This is a genomic window from Pseudomonas sp. PK-RTE-24 (assembly GCF_054052265.1).
Window position 1 is genome coordinate 2,340,397 of the sequence record NZ_CM133224.1, and the last position, 14,967, is coordinate 2,355,363.

The 14,967-nt window shown below is 59.4% G+C and carries 16 protein-coding genes; 8 read left to right on the forward strand and 8 right to left on the reverse strand.

All coding sequences use genetic code 11. The features are described 5' to 3' along the window. Positions 1-133 precede the first annotated feature (133 nt). Positions 134-1,213 carry a tRNA (uridine(54)-C5)-methyltransferase TrmA gene (trmA, locus tag ACV8MC_RS10460; protein WP_457265211.1) on the reverse strand — a complete coding sequence of 360 codons (1,080 nt, stop codon included), beginning with the start codon at positions 1,211-1,213 and terminating at the stop codon, positions 134-136. Then, entirely contained in the window at positions 1,210-2,505 is a 1,296-nt protein-coding gene (locus ACV8MC_RS10465; protein ID WP_071173664.1) for an NCS2 family permease, read from the reverse strand. Before ACV8MC_RS10465 ends, trmA begins: the two co-directional genes overlap by 4 nt. Before the next feature lie 220 nt (positions 2,506-2,725). Here ACV8MC_RS10465 and ACV8MC_RS10470 point away from each other — a divergent pair, with 220 nt between their 5' ends. Both ACV8MC_RS10470 and ACV8MC_RS10475 read left to right on the forward strand, forming a co-directional pair. After that, positions 2,726-3,172: a DUF4879 domain-containing protein gene (locus tag ACV8MC_RS10470; protein ID WP_252886831.1), complete on the forward strand. Its 447-nt coding sequence runs from the start codon at positions 2,726-2,728 to the stop codon at positions 3,170-3,172. 67 nt (positions 3,173-3,239) lie between these two features. Beyond that, positions 3,240-3,791 (forward strand): DJ-1 family glyoxalase III, encoded by a 552-nt coding sequence (locus ACV8MC_RS10475; RefSeq protein WP_457265213.1) that lies wholly within the window; start codon positions 3,240-3,242, stop codon positions 3,789-3,791. 4 nt (positions 3,792-3,795) lie between these two features. On the opposite strand, the gene ACV8MC_RS10480 is transcribed toward ACV8MC_RS10475, so the two are convergent. The 3 genes from ACV8MC_RS10480 to ACV8MC_RS10490 all read right to left on the reverse strand — a co-directional run bounded on the left by ACV8MC_RS10480 (position 3,796) and on the right by ACV8MC_RS10490 (position 5,711). Continuing rightward, the gene (locus tag ACV8MC_RS10480; RefSeq protein WP_016773085.1) at positions 3,796-4,083 is read right to left on the reverse strand and encodes a HigA family addiction module antitoxin; all 288 of its coding nucleotides are present in this window, start codon (positions 4,081-4,083) and stop codon (positions 3,796-3,798) included. A 14-nt stretch (positions 4,084-4,097) separates the two neighbouring features. Further along, positions 4,098-4,376 (reverse strand): type II toxin-antitoxin system RelE/ParE family toxin, encoded by a 279-nt coding sequence (locus ACV8MC_RS10485; RefSeq protein ID WP_041477766.1) that lies wholly within the window; start codon positions 4,374-4,376, stop codon positions 4,098-4,100. 99 nt (positions 4,377-4,475) lie between these two features. Next, complete coding sequence (locus ACV8MC_RS10490; RefSeq protein WP_400501154.1) at positions 4,476-5,711, reverse strand: MFS transporter; 1,236 nt, start codon at positions 5,709-5,711, stop codon at positions 4,476-4,478. 470 nt (positions 5,712-6,181) lie between these two features. Here ACV8MC_RS10490 and ACV8MC_RS10495 point away from each other — a divergent pair, with 470 nt between their 5' ends. From ACV8MC_RS10495 to ACV8MC_RS10505, 3 genes are all read left to right on the forward strand, one after another. Then, the gene (locus tag ACV8MC_RS10495) at positions 6,182-7,627 is read left to right on the forward strand and encodes a cytochrome ubiquinol oxidase subunit I (RefSeq protein ID WP_041477768.1); all 1,446 of its coding nucleotides are present in this window, start codon (positions 6,182-6,184) and stop codon (positions 7,625-7,627) included. 3 nt (positions 7,628-7,630) lie between these two features. Further along, positions 7,631-8,638: a cytochrome d ubiquinol oxidase subunit II gene (gene cydB, locus ACV8MC_RS10500; RefSeq protein WP_024014408.1), complete on the forward strand. Its 1,008-nt coding sequence runs from the start codon at positions 7,631-7,633 to the stop codon at positions 8,636-8,638. Positions 8,639-8,715: 77 nt separating this feature from the next. Continuing rightward, positions 8,716-8,883: a DUF2474 domain-containing protein gene (locus ACV8MC_RS10505; protein ID WP_016773090.1), complete on the forward strand. Its 168-nt coding sequence runs from the start codon at positions 8,716-8,718 to the stop codon at positions 8,881-8,883. A gap of 72 nt (positions 8,884-8,955) precedes the next feature. Here ACV8MC_RS10505 and ACV8MC_RS10510 read toward each other — a convergent pair whose 3' ends face one another. Together ACV8MC_RS10510 and ACV8MC_RS10515 are read right to left on the reverse strand one after the other, a co-directional pair. Next, positions 8,956-10,080: a methyltransferase gene (locus tag ACV8MC_RS10510; RefSeq protein ID WP_457265217.1), complete on the reverse strand. Its 1,125-nt coding sequence runs from the start codon at positions 10,078-10,080 to the stop codon at positions 8,956-8,958. Between the two features lie 174 nt (positions 10,081-10,254). After that, entirely contained in the window at positions 10,255-10,965 is a 711-nt protein-coding gene (locus ACV8MC_RS10515; protein WP_041477771.1) for an autoinducer binding domain-containing protein, read from the reverse strand. A gap of 313 nt (positions 10,966-11,278) precedes the next feature. Between ACV8MC_RS10515 and ACV8MC_RS10520 the strand changes: the two genes are divergently transcribed. Further along, positions 11,279-12,055, forward strand: a complete 777-nt coding sequence (locus tag ACV8MC_RS10520) for a ferredoxin--NADP reductase (RefSeq protein WP_457265219.1) — start codon at positions 11,279-11,281, stop codon at positions 12,053-12,055. Between the two features lie 45 nt (positions 12,056-12,100). Here the strand turns inward: ACV8MC_RS10520 and mscL are convergent, their stop codons facing one another. Then, positions 12,101-12,514, reverse strand: coding sequence for a large-conductance mechanosensitive channel protein MscL (gene mscL / locus ACV8MC_RS10525; RefSeq protein WP_024014404.1), 414 nt, complete (start codon positions 12,512-12,514; stop codon positions 12,101-12,103). Positions 12,515-12,799: 285 nt separating this feature from the next. On the opposite strand from mscL, the gene katB reads away from it, so the two are divergent. Together katB and ACV8MC_RS10535 are read left to right on the forward strand one after the other, a co-directional pair. Beyond that, complete coding sequence (gene katB, locus ACV8MC_RS10530) at positions 12,800-14,341, forward strand: catalase KatB (RefSeq protein ID WP_457265220.1); 1,542 nt, start codon at positions 12,800-12,802, stop codon at positions 14,339-14,341. 58 nt (positions 14,342-14,399) lie between these two features. Then, entirely contained in the window at positions 14,400-14,945 is a 546-nt protein-coding gene (locus ACV8MC_RS10535; protein ID WP_095181862.1) for an ankyrin repeat domain-containing protein, read from the forward strand. The last annotated feature ends 22 nt before the right edge of the window (positions 14,946-14,967 follow it).

Sequence of the window (14,967 nt, forward strand, 5' to 3'; positions counted from 1 at the left end):
AAGATCGCAGCCTTCGGCAGCTCCTACAGATAACCGCGTTCCACATGTAGGAGCTGCCGAAGGCTGCGATCTTTTAGAGCACCCACAAAAAAGCCGTCAATCACGACGGCTTTCTCGTACCAACTACCCGCGATTAGCGTCGGGTCAGCAGCACACCGGATTCCATGTGATGGGTCCACGGGAACTGGTCGAACAATGCGCACTTGGTAATGCGGTGGGTGTCATGCAGCTGGGCGATGTTGGCCGCGAGGGTGTCAGGGTTGCAGGAGATGTAGAGGATGTTGTCGAAGCGTCGTGTCAGCTCGCAGGTGTCCGGATCCATGCCGGCGCGTGGCGGGTCGACGAAGACGCTGCCGAATTCGTAGCTCTTCAGATCGATGCCGTGCAGGCGGCGGAACGGGCGCACTTCGTTGAGCGCTTCGGTCAGCTCCTCGGCGGACAAACGCACCAGCGTGACGTTATCCACAGTGTTTTCGCTGAGGTTGCTCAAGGCCGCGTTGACTGAAGTCTTGCTGATTTCGGTAGCGAGCACTTTGCGCACGCGAGTCGCCAGCGGCAGGGTGAAGTTGCCGTTGCCGCAGTACAACTCGAGCAGATCGTCGCTGCGATCGCCCAGCGCTTCGTAAGCCCAATTGAGCATCTTCTGGTTCACCGTGCCGTTGGGCTGGGTGAAGGCGCCTTCGGGCTGGCGATAGCTGAAGGTGCGGCCGCCGACTTCGAGTTTCTCGACGACATAGTCCTGACCGAGCACTTCGCGCTTGCCTTTGGAGCGGCCGATGATGCTCACGCCGAGATCTGCCGACAGCTTCGTTGCTGCCGCATGCCAGTGCTCGTCCAGCGGACGGTGATAGCACAGGGTGATCATCGCGTCGCCGGCCAGCGTGGTCAGGAATTCGACCTGGAACAGCTTGTGGCTCAGCGCCGAACTGGCTTGCCACGCGGCCTTCAACTGCGGCATCAACTGGTTGATGCGCAGGCTGGCAATCGGGAATTCTTCGATAAGGATCGGCGTGCGCTTGTCGTCCTGGGAGAACATCGCGTAATGGCGTTCGCCGCCCTCGCGCCACAGGCGGAATTCGGCGCGCAGGCGGAAGTTCTGCAGAGGCGAGTCAAACACCGTCGGCTCGGGTGCATCGAACGGTGCCAGCAGATCACGCAAACGCGTGACCTTGGCTTCGAGTTGTTCGGCGTAGGCTTGGGAATCGAAACTCATGCGTTGAACCAACCCAACTTGATCACAAACAGAATCGACAGAATCACCAGTGCCGGGTTCAGCTCACGGGCACGGCCGGACAGCAGCTTGATGGCAGTCCAGGCGATGAAGCCGAAGGCGATACCGTTGGCGATCGAATAGGTGAACGGCATGGCCAGCGCGGTAACCACAACCGGCGCAGCCACGGTGATGTCGTCCCAGTCTATTTCCGCCAGGCCGGAAGTCATCAGCACGGCGACGAACAGCAGCGCTGGCGCAGTGGCGAACGCCGGAACGCTGGCCGCCAGGGGCGAGAAGAACAGCGCCAGCAGGAACAGGATTGCCACGACGATGGCGGTCAGGCCCGTGCGGCCACCGGCACTGACGCCGGCAGCGGATTCGATGTAACTGGTGGTGGTCGAAGTACCCAGCAGCGAGCCGGCCATGGCCGCAGTACTGTCGGCGATCAGCGCACGGCCCATTTTCGGCATGTGGCCGTCCTTGCCCATCAGGCCGGCGCGCTTGGCGACGCCGATCAGGGTCCCGGAGTTGTCGAACAGGTCGACGAACAGGAAGGCGAAAATCACGCTGACCAGACCGATGTCGAGTGCGCCTTTGATGTCCAGTTGCAGGAAGGTCGGCGCCAGCGACGGCGGCATCGACAGGATGCCGCCGAACTCGGTGACGTTCAGTACGATCGAGGCGATGGTTACGGCGAGAATGCCTATCAGCACCGCGCCACGCACTTTCAGCGCTTCGAGGGCGACGATCACGGCAAAGCCGACGGTGGCCAGAATCGGTGCCGGTTTGGTCAGATCGCCGAGGCCGACCATGGTCGCCGGGTTGCTGACCACGATACCGGCGTTGTGCAGGGCGATCAGCGCCAGGAACAGGCCGATACCGGCGGCAATCGCCGAGCGCAGTGGCAGCGGAATGGCGTTGATGATCCATTCACGGATGCGGAAGATCGACAGCAGAAAGAACAGCACGGCGGAAATGAACACCGCACCCAGCGCCACTTGCCAGGTGTGGCCCATGTGCAGCACCACGGTGTAGGTAAAGAAGGCGTTCAGGCCCATGCCCGGAGCGAGAGCGATCGGGTAGTTGGCGATCAGGCCCATGACGGTCGAGCCGATTGCAGCCGCCAGACAGGTGGCGACGAAGATCGCGCCTTTGTCCATGCCGGTCTCGCCGAGGATGCTCGGGTTGACGAACAGAATGTAAGCCATGGCCAGGAAAGTCGTGACGCCCGCAAGAATTTCGGTGCGCACGTTGGTGTTGTGTGCCTTGAGTTGAAACAGCCTTTCCAGCATGTCTGCTCCCCGTGGCGCGCGTGGCGCCGTGAATGTATCGACCTCAACAGCAAAGCACAGACCGTCGCAAGCGCCTGGAAAATTGTAGTGGGCCGGAAAAAGCCGCGCATCATACCAGCCGCGTGAGGAATTTGGCGGATGTTGGTGTCGATCGTCGGCGAAGTTTTGCGCAGCCAACAACTGCGCCATACTGCGCGCTGATTTTTTGGAGTGGGCAGGCATGCGCAACGGTTGGATCAGGATTTTCGGATGGATTGCAGCACTGCTGCTGACAGCTCCGGCGTTCGCGGCATCGGCGCCGCCGCTCACCGAGGTGAAGGTGATCAAAGTGCAGTCACCGTCCTGCGGCCTGGAAGATATTGCCGATAACCAGCCGCAAACCCAATGCAATCACAGCGGGCCGAATATCAAAGTCTTCGTGCTGGAAGTCGGCTATGGCCAGAACCAGCCACACGTGACTCTGGATGGCTTCGAGGTCAACGGCACCCGAGGTCCGGTGTGCGCCTTCGATAATGGCAACCTCACCGAATGCACGCCTGGCAGCAAAACCGTCGGCTCTCTTTATACCTTCGATCTGGCCGGCAAACAGGAAGGCACCTTCAACTTCAGCAACACCTCGATCAACGCCCCGCGCAACACGCTTTCGACCCAGCTTTACATCAAGTAACGGCTGTCTGCGAACAGGGTGGGACAAAGCTGACTACGCTTGACTGACTATCCAGCGGAAAGCGCCCATGACTTCCAGAGCCCTGATTGCCCTCGCCGAGGGCATCGACGATTTGCAAAGCGTGACCCTGATCGACGTGCTGCGCCGCGCCGGCATCGAAGTGGTCGCCGCCAGCATCGAAGGCCGACGCATGCTGACCTGCGCGCGCGGCACCCGGCTGACTGCCGACGGCATGCTCGTCGATGTACTGGCACAGACTTTTGACCTCATTGTCCTGCCGGGCGGTGCCGTCGGTTCCCGGCATCTGGCGGCGCATCAGCCCTTGCAGCAATTGCTCAAGGACCAAGCCAGCGCCGGCCGCCTGTTCGCCGCCATCGGCGAAGCTCCGGCTGTCGCCCTGCAAGCATCAGGCGTGCTGCGCCAGCGACGCATGACCTGCCTGCCCGGCGCCAGCCATCAACTATCAGGCTGTACGTTTGTTGATCAAGCGGTGGTGGTCGACGGCAACTGCATCACCGCCCAAGGCTCGGGCGCGGCGCTGGAATTTGCCTTGGCCCTGGTCGAGCAGCTTGGTGGCAAGGCGTTGCGGGCGAGGGTGGCGGGGGAGTTGATGGCCTGACGGGTCAGCCGTGGGCTGCGAGGGGTTCTATCATTGGTTGCTCACGGTGCTCCGCTTGCCAGAGATCGTAGTCGGTTTGGACGCCTAGCCAAACGCGCGCCTTGCCGATCCCTGCACGCTCAAGTCGTACTGCCAGATCCGGGCTGATTGGCGCGTGTCCGTGCAGTACGCGCGAAAGATGCGGGCGTGCAAAGCCAAGGTGCCGGGCCAATTCGCTCACGCTGATACCAAGCTCGGGCAAGACATCCAGCAGCAGGGTTTCACCGGGGTGTGGCGGGTTGTGCATGGGCATGAGCCTGCCTCCTGTCAGTGGTAGTCCAGATAATCGACCAATTCGATATCCGAACCGACAAAACGAAAGATCACTCGCCAGTTGCCTGAAACGCTGAGCGACCAATATTCGCTCAGCTCACCTTTCAACGGATGCAGGCGCCAGCCGGGCAAGTCCAGGTCTGCGGGAAGCGTCGCTCGATCCATGAACTGCAACATGCGCGAAAGCCGTTTTGCATGGTCGGCACGAATTCCACGAGTCGTACCTGTTTCATAGAAGCCACGAAGGCCTTTGTGCTGAAAGGATTTGATCATGGCGGCGAGTGTAAGGCGATACATTACACCCGGTGCGGTAACTATGTACCGCACGTTGTCGCTTAATGAGTGCTAAGCAGGTGAGTTTTTCCAAAAAACTCAGACCTTCTCTTCCACCGGTACATGCATCCGATCCCGATTCGCCAGGGTCGGGAACAGCTTGATCCACGTCCCCGTGACCACCAGCGTGCCGATCCCGCCCATGACCACCGCCGGCACGGTGCCGAACCAGTGGGCGGTGAGGCCGGATTCGAATTCGCCCAACTGGTTGGATGCGCCGATGAACAGGCCGTTGACCGCACTGACCCGGCCGCGCATTTCGTCGGGGGTTTCCAGTTGTACGAACGAGGCGCGGATGACCATGCTGATCATGTCCGCTGCGCCGAGCACCACCAGCACCGCCAGGGAGAACCAGAACGAGGTCGACAAACCAAACGCGATAGTGGCGACGCCGAAGATGCCGACGGCGGTGAACATCACCCGGCCAACATTGCGCTCCACGGCAAATCGCGCCAGGAACAGTGACATCAGCAACGCACCCACCGCCGGCGCCGAGCGCAACAGGCCAAGGCCCCACGGGCCGGTCAGCAGAATGTCCTTGGCGAACACCGGCAGCAACGCCGTGGCGCCGCCGAGCAACACGGCGAACAGGTCCAGCGAGATCGCACCGAGGATGTCCGGGCGGCTGCGGATGAAGCGAATTCCCGCCAGCAGCGAGTCCAGCGTGGCTTTGCCTTTATTCAATGGCGTCTGGCGTGCCGGCAGGTTGAGCATCAGCGTGCAGGCGATCACGTACAGCAGCACGGTCGGGCCGTAGACCCAGACGCTGCCGAACGCGTAGAGCAAACCGCCAAGAGCCGGAGCGACGATAGTGGCCGACTGCTGCGCCGATTGCGCGGCGGCAACCGCACGGGGGAAAAGCGCACTGGGGACGATGCTCGGCAGCAAGGCCTGAGTCGTCGGCATCTCGAACGAACGGGCGGCGCCGAGCAGGAAGGCGAGGATGAAAATCATCTCGCGGGTGACGTGATCGGTGGCGCTGCCGATGGCCAGCGCCAAGGCAATCAATGCCTGCAACGACTGGCAAAGCGCGGCGACCTTGCGCCGATCATAGCGATCGGCAACGTGCCCGGTGTGCAGCATGAAAAGCACGCGCGGGGCGAATTCGACCAGCCCGACCAGGCCCAGATCCAGCACGTTGCCGGTCAGTTGATACAGATTCCAGCCGATCGCCACGGTGAGCATCTGGAAACCGCTGGCGGTGAAAATCCGCGCCAGCCAAAAGGCCATGAATGGACGATGGTGACGTAACAGCAGGGGCTCTTGAATGGGCATCTGAAGGCAGGTCTTGGGCGAGTGAACGGCGAGATTATCACCAGTCTGTAACAGGAAGTTGCTACGAGAAACAATTCAGTTAGCCAGACATCGATCTTTCATGCTGACAATCAACCCTGTGGTGAGGGGATTTATCCCCGTTGGGTCGCGCAGCGGCCCCAAAAGCTGGAAGCGACGACTGCTGCGCAGCCGAACGGGGATAAATCCCCTCGCCACGGGGGAGTGAGGCAACTTGTCACGCGGCAAACCACCACGCAGTTCATTGGTAAAAATGGGACTACTCTTTCAACGTTGCTTGATCCAGATCAAGACCCCGACCGGAACTGATCTGGCGGCCATTTGGCCAGACTCCCTGCGTTGCGATGGTTGCAAAAAAAGAACGAATCCGAATTCGCCGCACTCCATATCCGTGGGGGCAGTGGTGCAGGCCTCCGGGCCAGCTACCCGTATTACCTGACAGAGGAAGCCATATGTTCGGTTTAGAGGCTCTGGATCTCGCCCGAATTCAGTTCGCGTTCACCATCTCGTTCCACATTCTGTTCCCGGCCATCACCATTGGCCTGGCGAGTTACCTGGCGGTGCTCGAAGGCTTGTGGCTGAAGACCCGCAACGACACCTACCGCGATCTCTACCATTTCTGGTCGAAGATTTTTGCCGTCAACTTCGGCATGGGCGTGGTTTCCGGGCTGGTCATGGCTTATCAGTTCGGCACCAACTGGAGTCGTTTTTCCGACTTCGCCGGTGCCGTCACCGGGCCGTTGCTGACCTATGAAGTGCTTACGGCGTTCTTCCTTGAGGCCGGTTTCCTTGGCGTGATGCTGTTCGGCTGGAACAAGGTCGGGCGCGGCCTGCACTTCTTCTCGACGGTGATGGTAGCGATCGGCACGCTGATTTCGACCTTCTGGATTCTCGCCTCCAACAGCTGGATGCAGACCCCGCAAGGCTTTGAAATCGTCAACGGTCAGGTCATCCCCACCGACTGGCTGGCAATCATCTTCAACCCGTCATTCCCTTACCGGCTGATGCACATGGCCACGGCGGCGTTCGTCGCCACGGCGTTCTTCGTCGGCTCGTCGGCGGCCTGGCACCTGCTGCGCGGCAGGGACAACCCGGCGATCCGCACCATGCTGTCGATGGCCATGTGGATGGCATTGATCGTCGCGCCGATTCAAGCGGTGATCGGCGACTTCCACGGCCTCAATACGCTCAAGCATCAGCCGGCAAAAATCGCTGCGATCGAAGGCCACTGGGAAAACCATGGCGACGAAGCGACGCCGCTGATCCTGTTCGGCTGGCCGGACATGAAAGAGGAACGCACCAAGTTCGCCGTAGAGATTCCATACCTCGGCAGCCTGATTCTGACCCACTCGCTGGATAAACAAGTACCGGCGCTGAAGGAATTTCCACCGGAAGACCGGCCGAATTCGACCATCGTGTTCTGGTCCTTCCGGATCATGGTCGGTCTCGGTTTCCTGATGATCTTCACCGGTTTGTGGAGTCTGTGGCTGCGCAAACGCGATTCGCTGTATACCTCGCGGCCGTTCCTGCATCTGGCGTTGTGGATGGGGCCGTCCGGCCTGATCGCAATTCTTGCCGGTTGGTTCACCACGGAAATCGGCCGTCAACCGTGGGTGGTCTATGGCCTGATGCGCACCGCAGATGCTTCGTCCAACCACAGTTTCATGCAGATGAGCATCACCCTGATCATGTTCGTAGTGGTGTATTTCGCCCTGTTCGGCGCCGGTCTCGGCTACATGATGCGCCTGGTGCGCAAAGGGCCGAAGATCAGCGAAGGCAGCGCAACGCCGGACGGTGGTCCAGGCAAGAAACGCACCCCGGCGCGTCCGTTGTCCGCAGCCGATGATCCGGCCGAGGGCGAGCACGAAGACAACACTCGCTTGACCAAGGAGATTTGACTCATGGGTATCGATCTTCCGCTGATCTGGGCCGTGATCATCATCTTCGGCATCATGATGTACGTGGTCATGGACGGCTTCGACCTGGGCATCGGCATTCTCTTCCCGTTCGTACCCGGCAAGACCGATCGCGACGTGATGATGAACACCGTCGCCCCGGTCTGGGACGGCAACGAAACCTGGCTGGTGCTGGGTGGCGCGGCGTTGTTCGGCGCCTTCCCGCTGGCCTATTCGGTGGTGTTGTCGGCGCTGTACCTGCCGCTGATCTTCATGCTCATGGGCCTGATCTTTCGCGGTGTGGCCTTCGAGTTCCGCTTCAAGGCGAAGGATGAAAAACGTCACCTGTGGGACAAGGCATTCATCGGTGGTTCGATCGCGGCGACGTTCTTTCAGGGCGTGGCGCTGGGAGCGTTCATCGATGGTCTGCCGGTGGTCAATCGCCAGTTCGCTGGAGGTTCACTGGACTGGCTGACACCGTTCACGCTGTTCTGCGGCGCGGCGCTGGTGGTGGCCTATGCCTTGCTCGGCTGTACCTGGCTGATCATGAAAACCGAAGGCAAGTTGCAGGAACAAATGCATGATCTGGCGCGACCGCTGGCGTTCGTCCTGTTGGCAGTGATTGGTGTCGTCAGCCTGTGGACGCCACTGTCGCATCCGGAAATCGCCTCACGCTGGTTCAGCATGCCGAATCTGTTCTGGTTCATGCCGGTGCCGATTCTGGTGCTGGTCACCTTGTACGGCCTGATCCGCGCGGTGGCACGTAACGCCAACTACACGCCGTTCCTGCTGACCCTGGTGCTGATCTTCCTCGGCTACAGTGGCTTGGGCATCAGCCTGTGGCCGAACATCGTGCCACCGTCGATCTCGATCTGGGACGCCGCCGCGCCGCCGCAAAGTCAGGGCTTCATGCTGGTCGGCACGTTGTTCATCATCCCGTTCATCCTGGGGTATACCTTCTGGAGCTACTACGTGTTCCGCGGCAAGGTGACCCATGAAGACGGTTACCACTAAGCGAAACCCTGTGGGAGCGGGCTTGCCCGCGATGGCGTCGCCAGCGGCGCCATCGATTTTGAAGAGGTTTGAAGAAAATGACCGGCAAACATTCCCTGCACGACATTGAAGAAGCCGAAAAAAAGCCGCTGTGGCAGCGGCTCGGCTGGTTGGCCTTGATCTGGGTTGGCAGTGTCGGCGTGTTGTTCATCGCCGCCAGCCTGATGCGCATGTTCATGAATGCCGCAGGTTTGACCACCCACTGAAATATCCCGTCCCGGCGCCTTCGGGTATGGACTTGCGACCCTCCTCACGGAGGGTTTTTTTATGCCGCAGATTTATTTGCGCGCTTTGAGGATGACGAATTTCGGCGTGGCCGCCACTTGCTCGACGCCACGAAACAAGCGCGCCAGTTTGCTGTGATAGCCCAGATGCCGATTGCCGACAATGTACAGCGCACCGCCGACCACCAGCGCCTCGCGCGCCTGCTGGAACATGCGCCAGGCGAGGAAATCGCCGACCACCTGTTGCTGATGGAACGGTGGGTTGCACAGCACCACGTCCAGCGACTGCGGCGCCTGCCCGGCCAGACCATCGCCAGCGCGCACGATCACTTCGCGATCGCCCAATGCCGCGCGCCAGTTCTCGGCAGCCGATTGCACCGCCATGAACGATTCGTCGACCAGCGTGTAATGCGCATCCGGGTTCTGCAAGGCGCTGGCAATTGCCAGGACACCGTTGCCGCAACCGAGATCGGCGACTCGCGCGTGGCCAAGGTTCTTCGGCAGATGCGGCAGAAACGCGCGAGTGCCGATGTCGAGGCCTTCGCGGCAGAACACATTGGCGTGGTTGAGCAATTCGATCGCTGGTTCGTCGAGACGATAACGAGTCGGATAGGGCGATGTAGCGGGCGCTTTGCTTTCAGGCGTGGCGATCAGCAGTCGGGCTTTCTTCACGGCCAGCGACGCCTGCACCGGGCCAATGTAGCGCTCGAGCAGATCGCCGGCAGCGCGCGGCAGATGCTTGACCATGGCGGCGGCGATCACTTGCGCGCCCGGAGCGAGTTGCCCTTGCAGGCGGATCAACTGCTCTTCCAACAGCGCCAGGGTTTTAGGGACGCGGATCAGCACCCGGTCAAACGGCCCGACCAAGGGCTCACTGGCCGGAATCGGACGAATCGCATCGAACGCCTGGCCATTGCGTAGCAGATTCTTTTCCAGCCCGACGAAACCCAGGAACGAATCGCCGCTGCTGCTCACCTCGACCTTGCCCAGCAGGCTGATCGCCAAGGCGCCGAAGCTGTCATTGAGCACCAGCACGCGGGTGCTGCTCTGAGGTTGTTCGCTGGCGAGATGATTGAGCAGGTATTCGTCCGCCGCATCGAACGCTTGCAGCGGTTCATTCTGCTGTTCAGGCTGGCGGATCAGGTCGAGCTGGGCGAAAGGCGTTTCGAGCAAGGGCATGGGGCGGGGACTCAGGATATTCGGCAGATATCCCGTTGCCGGCAGATGGTGCGACGGGATCCGACCGAGTGGACTGCGATGCAAGCAGGTTGCGTCATCACTCGGAAAGGCCTGAATGGTACGTTTTTTTGCGCGTAAATACTCGCAGGATTACCGTGCGATATTGCTCGTCAGTCAGATAATCCCGGCACGAGCGGCGGCAATCACTGCGGAAATCTTGTTGCAGACGTTGAATTTTTCGATGACGTTTTGCACATGATAGTTAACGGTGCGTTCGCTCAGGCTGAGGATTCTCGAGATATCGTGAGCGGTCTTTCCCATGGCGGACAATTTCATGATCTCCAGTTCCCGGGACGATAGCCTCGGTTTGCTGGGTTTGGCCGGTGTGGGAACGGTGCGGGCATACAGGTCACTGAAGTGTCGGTTGGCAAAAAACAGATAACCGTAATGCTCATACAGTTCGAGCGGGCTGATCGGGCAGTGGGTTCGAGCCAGACTGATGATGCTGCACAAACCGCTGGTTTCGTCATGAAAGGCCTGCGACCAGCCATGCTGCAGCCCATTCTGTTTCAACGCCTGCCACAACTCGGGTGCATCGTTGAAGACTCTTTCTTCCCAGACGATGGGTAATATTGAGTGATTGCAATGCGCTATTACCGGATCAATATTGCGGAAGTTCTCTTTGTTGTACTGAATGTTCCATTCTTTAGGGTAGTTATTGATCTGCAAGGCATTCAGGTGGACATCACGATGAGGGGACGTCACTGCTATTGCACAGTAGTTAAAGCCCAGATTCTCGGCAAATCTCAGCAGTATCGGGTATGCCGCTTCAATGCCTTTGGCAAATGTCAGTTGTTTCAATTGTGATTCCTTCCACGTTTCCATGAACTTTGCCTCTGTATCTTGATATCGGGGTGCGGAATGGATCCAAAAGATCCGGCACGAATCGAAGTGTAGGATCTTTCCTGCGAAACGCCTTACATTTTTTCGAGATTGAAACTTTGATGTTTTTTATAAAGTGTTCTTAGCAATACGCGCTGTTATATTTTAACTGCCATCTTAAAGTTATTACTCTAGATCTAACATTGACATCACATCGAATGTGCAGCGCTGATTCTGTCAATATCATTACCGTTGGCAGGTGTTTGGCAGCGCGGTTTTGCGGGACACTGTAGGCAATCGTTTCAAGGAGTGCCTCATGACTGCCAGTGCCGAGAAGTACACCACCCAGACCTTGCTCGATGTGCAACCGTTGACGCCGAACCTGTTCACGCTGCGCACCAGCCGCGACCCCGGCTTTCGCTTCCGTGCCGGCCAGTTCGCCCGGCTGGGCGTGAGCAAGGCCGATGGGAGCACGGTCTGGCGCGCCTATTCGATGGTGTCGTCGCCGTTCGACGAGTTTCTCGAGTTCTTTTCCATCGTCGTGCCGGGCGGCGAATTCACCAGTGAGCTGAGCCGGCTCCAGGTCGGCGACAGCTTGATGGTAGAACGCCAGGCGTTTGGCTACCTGACGCTGGATCGCTTTGTCGATGGCCGAGACCTGTGGTTACTGTCCACCGGCACCGGGGTGGCACCGTTTCTGTCGATCCTGCAGGACTTCGAGGTCTGGGAGAAATTCGAGCGAATCATTCTGGTTTACAGCGTGCGGGAGGCGCGGGAGCTGGCTTATCAGGAGTTGATCGCCGGGTTGGCGCAACGGGAGTATCTGAGCGAATACGCCCACAAGCTGCAATTCATCCCCACTGTGACCCGCGAAGCGCATCCAGGCGCGCTGCGGGGCCGGATTACTACGCTGATTGAAAACGGCGAGCTGGAACGCGCGGCGGGCGTTAAGCTCTCGCCAGAGCATTCGCGTGTGATGTTGTGCGGCAACCCGCAGATGATCGACGACACCCGCGCCTTGCTCAAGCAGCGCGACATGCGCCTGAGCCTGACGCGCAAGCCGGGGCAGGTTGCGGTGGAAAATTACTGGTAACGAAAACGGCACCCGCGGGTGCCGTTTTGATGACTACCGAATGCCTCAGGGCCGCTCGTTCTGCGCCTTGAGCAGGTCGCGAATTTCGCCCAGCAGTTGCTCTTCCTTGCTCGGGATCGGCGGCGCGGTCGGTGCTACAGCTTCTTCGCGCTTGAGGCGGTTGATGGCTTTGACACCCATGAAAATCGCGAAAGCGACAATCACGAAATCCAGCACCGTCTGCAGGAATTTGCCGTAAGCCAGCACCACTGCGGGCGCATCGCCCTGGGCTGCTTTGAGCGTGACAGCCAGATCACTGAAGTCCACCCCACCGATCAACAGGCCAATCGGCGGCATGATCACGTCGCCGACAAACGACGAAACGATTTTGCCAAACGCCGCGCCGATGATGATACCGACGGCCATGTCGACCACATTGCCTTTGACCGCGAAGGCCTTGAACTCGCTAAGCACGCCCATAGTTATTTCCTTGTTACAGATGAGTTTGGTGTTGGCAGTGTAAATCAGCGAAACGCCTCCTGCGCGAAACACCTTCTTACAATGCCCGTTTTTATCGACACATCGATTGACGATTAGTTTGCAAATTGCCAGCAATCGCGCGCGGAATACGCGCTAACCCGCTGACGGGAAAGCCAATTTCTTCAATCATGGTGTTACGTTCTTTCTATTTATGTTCTGCGGCACAGGCCTCTAGCCTTGGTGTGGCGCACCTGGATGCGCCCAATAAAACCAGAGGAACCTGATATGACATCCACTCCTGGACTGGGGGCTTTTCCCTTCCGCCGCACCTTCGGCGTACTGACTGCCGGGCTGCTGACCTTCTCGGTCAACGCCGCTCCGCTGACCCGCGATAACGGCGCGGCAGTCGGTGACAATCAGAACTCGCAAACTGCCGGCGCCAACGGCCCGGTGCTGCTGCAGGATGTGCAACTGATCCAGAAGCTGCAGCGCTTCGATCGTGAACGCATCCCCGAGCGCGTCGTACACGCACGCGGCACCGGCGCTCACGGCACCTTCACCGTGACCGATGACCTCAGCGACCTGAGCAAGGCCAAGGTGTTCGCCGCAGGCCAGAGCACGCCGGTATTCGTGCGTTTCTCGGCGGTGGTGCATGGCAACCACTCCCCGGAAACCCTGCGTGACCCGCGCGGTTTCGCCACCAAGTTCTATACCGCTGACGGCAATTGGGATCTGGTCGGCAACAACTTCCCGACCTTCTTCATCCGTGATGCGATCAAATTCCCGGACATGGTCCACGCCTTCAAGCCCGATCCGCGCACCAACCTCGATGACGATTCGCGCCGGTTCGATTTCTTCTCCCATGTACCGGAAGCCACCCGCACGCTGACCGAGTTGTATTCCAACTACGGCACTCCGGCCAGTTACCGGGAGATGGATGGCAATGGTGTTCATGCCTATAAGCTGATCAATGCCAAGAATGAAGTTCACTACGTGAAGTTTCACTGGAAGAGTCTTCAAGGCATCAAGAACCTCACGCCAAAACAAGTCAGCGAAGTTCAAGGTCAGGATTACAGTCATATGACTAACGACTTGGTGAGTAATATCAACAAGGGCAACTTTCCGAAGTGGGACTTGTACGTGCAAGTTCTCAAGCCACAGGATTTGTCCAAGTTTGATTTCGATCCATTGGATGCAACCAAGATCTGGCCGGGTATTGCCGAGCGCAAAGTTGGACAAATGGTCCTGAACCGTAATCCGGCCAATGTCTTCCAGGAAACCGAACAAGTTGCCATGGCTCCAGCCAACGTAGTTCCGGGTATCGAACCTTCGGAAGACCGCTTGTTGCAGGGCCGAGTGTTCTCTTATGCCGATACGCAGATGTATCGCCTCGGCGCCAACGCTTTGCAATTGCCGATCAACGCACCGAAAACCGCAGTGAACAATGGCAATCAGGATGGTGCGATGAATTTCGGCGCCAGCCAGTCCGGCGTCAACTACCAGCCAAGCCGCCTGCAACCGCGTGAAGAAACATCATCGGCGCGTTACAGCCAGTCGGCGCTGTCGGGCAGCACGCAGCAGGCGAAGATCCAGCGTGAGCAGAACTTCAAGCAGGCCGGTGATCTGTATCGCTCGTACAGCAAGCAGGAACGCCGCGACCTGATCGACAGCTTCGGCGGCTCGCTGGCCACCACTGATGACGAGAGCAAGCACATCATCCTGTCGTTCCTGTACAAGGCCGACCCTGAGTACGGCAGCGGTGTGACCGAAGTGGCCAAGGGCGACCTCAACCGCGTGAAAGCATTGGCGGCGAAATTGACCGACTGATAGCCATGCGGCGCACGCGAGGGCCTGTGCGGCCTCGCGTGCGCTCAAGGAGAGCCCGATGCGTGTTTTTCTTTTATGCCTGGCCGGGTGCCTGTCGTTCAGCGCGTGGGCGGCACCGGTCGAGCAAAGTCCCGAGGCGGTCAAGGCGCAGTTGCAGGATTACTACTTCGACGCCGCCCGCCGGGGTGATGTGCCGATGCTCGAGACCTTTATCGAGTCTGGCTATTCCCTCGATACCCGCGACAGCAAGGGTTACACCGCGCTGATCCTGGCGGCCTATCACGGTCAGGCGCCGGCGGTTGAGCGCCTGCTCGCCGCTGGCGCAGATGCCTGTGCCCAGGACCAACGCGGTAACACGGCGCTGATGGGCGCGATATTCAAAGGCGAATTACAGATCGCCCGGCGACTGATGGCCAGCGATTGCAGCCCCGACCAGCGTAATGGCGCCGGACAGACAGCGGCGATGTACGCCGGGCTGTTCAAGCGTCTGGAATTGCTTGATGCGTTGAAAGCCAGAGGCGCCGACCTCAATGCCGAGGATCCGCTGGGCAACAGCGCCGCACGTCTGGCCAGCGGCGAAATCCGTACTGCTGCGCCGCGCTGATCGGCGGTGGCTGCGTTATCAT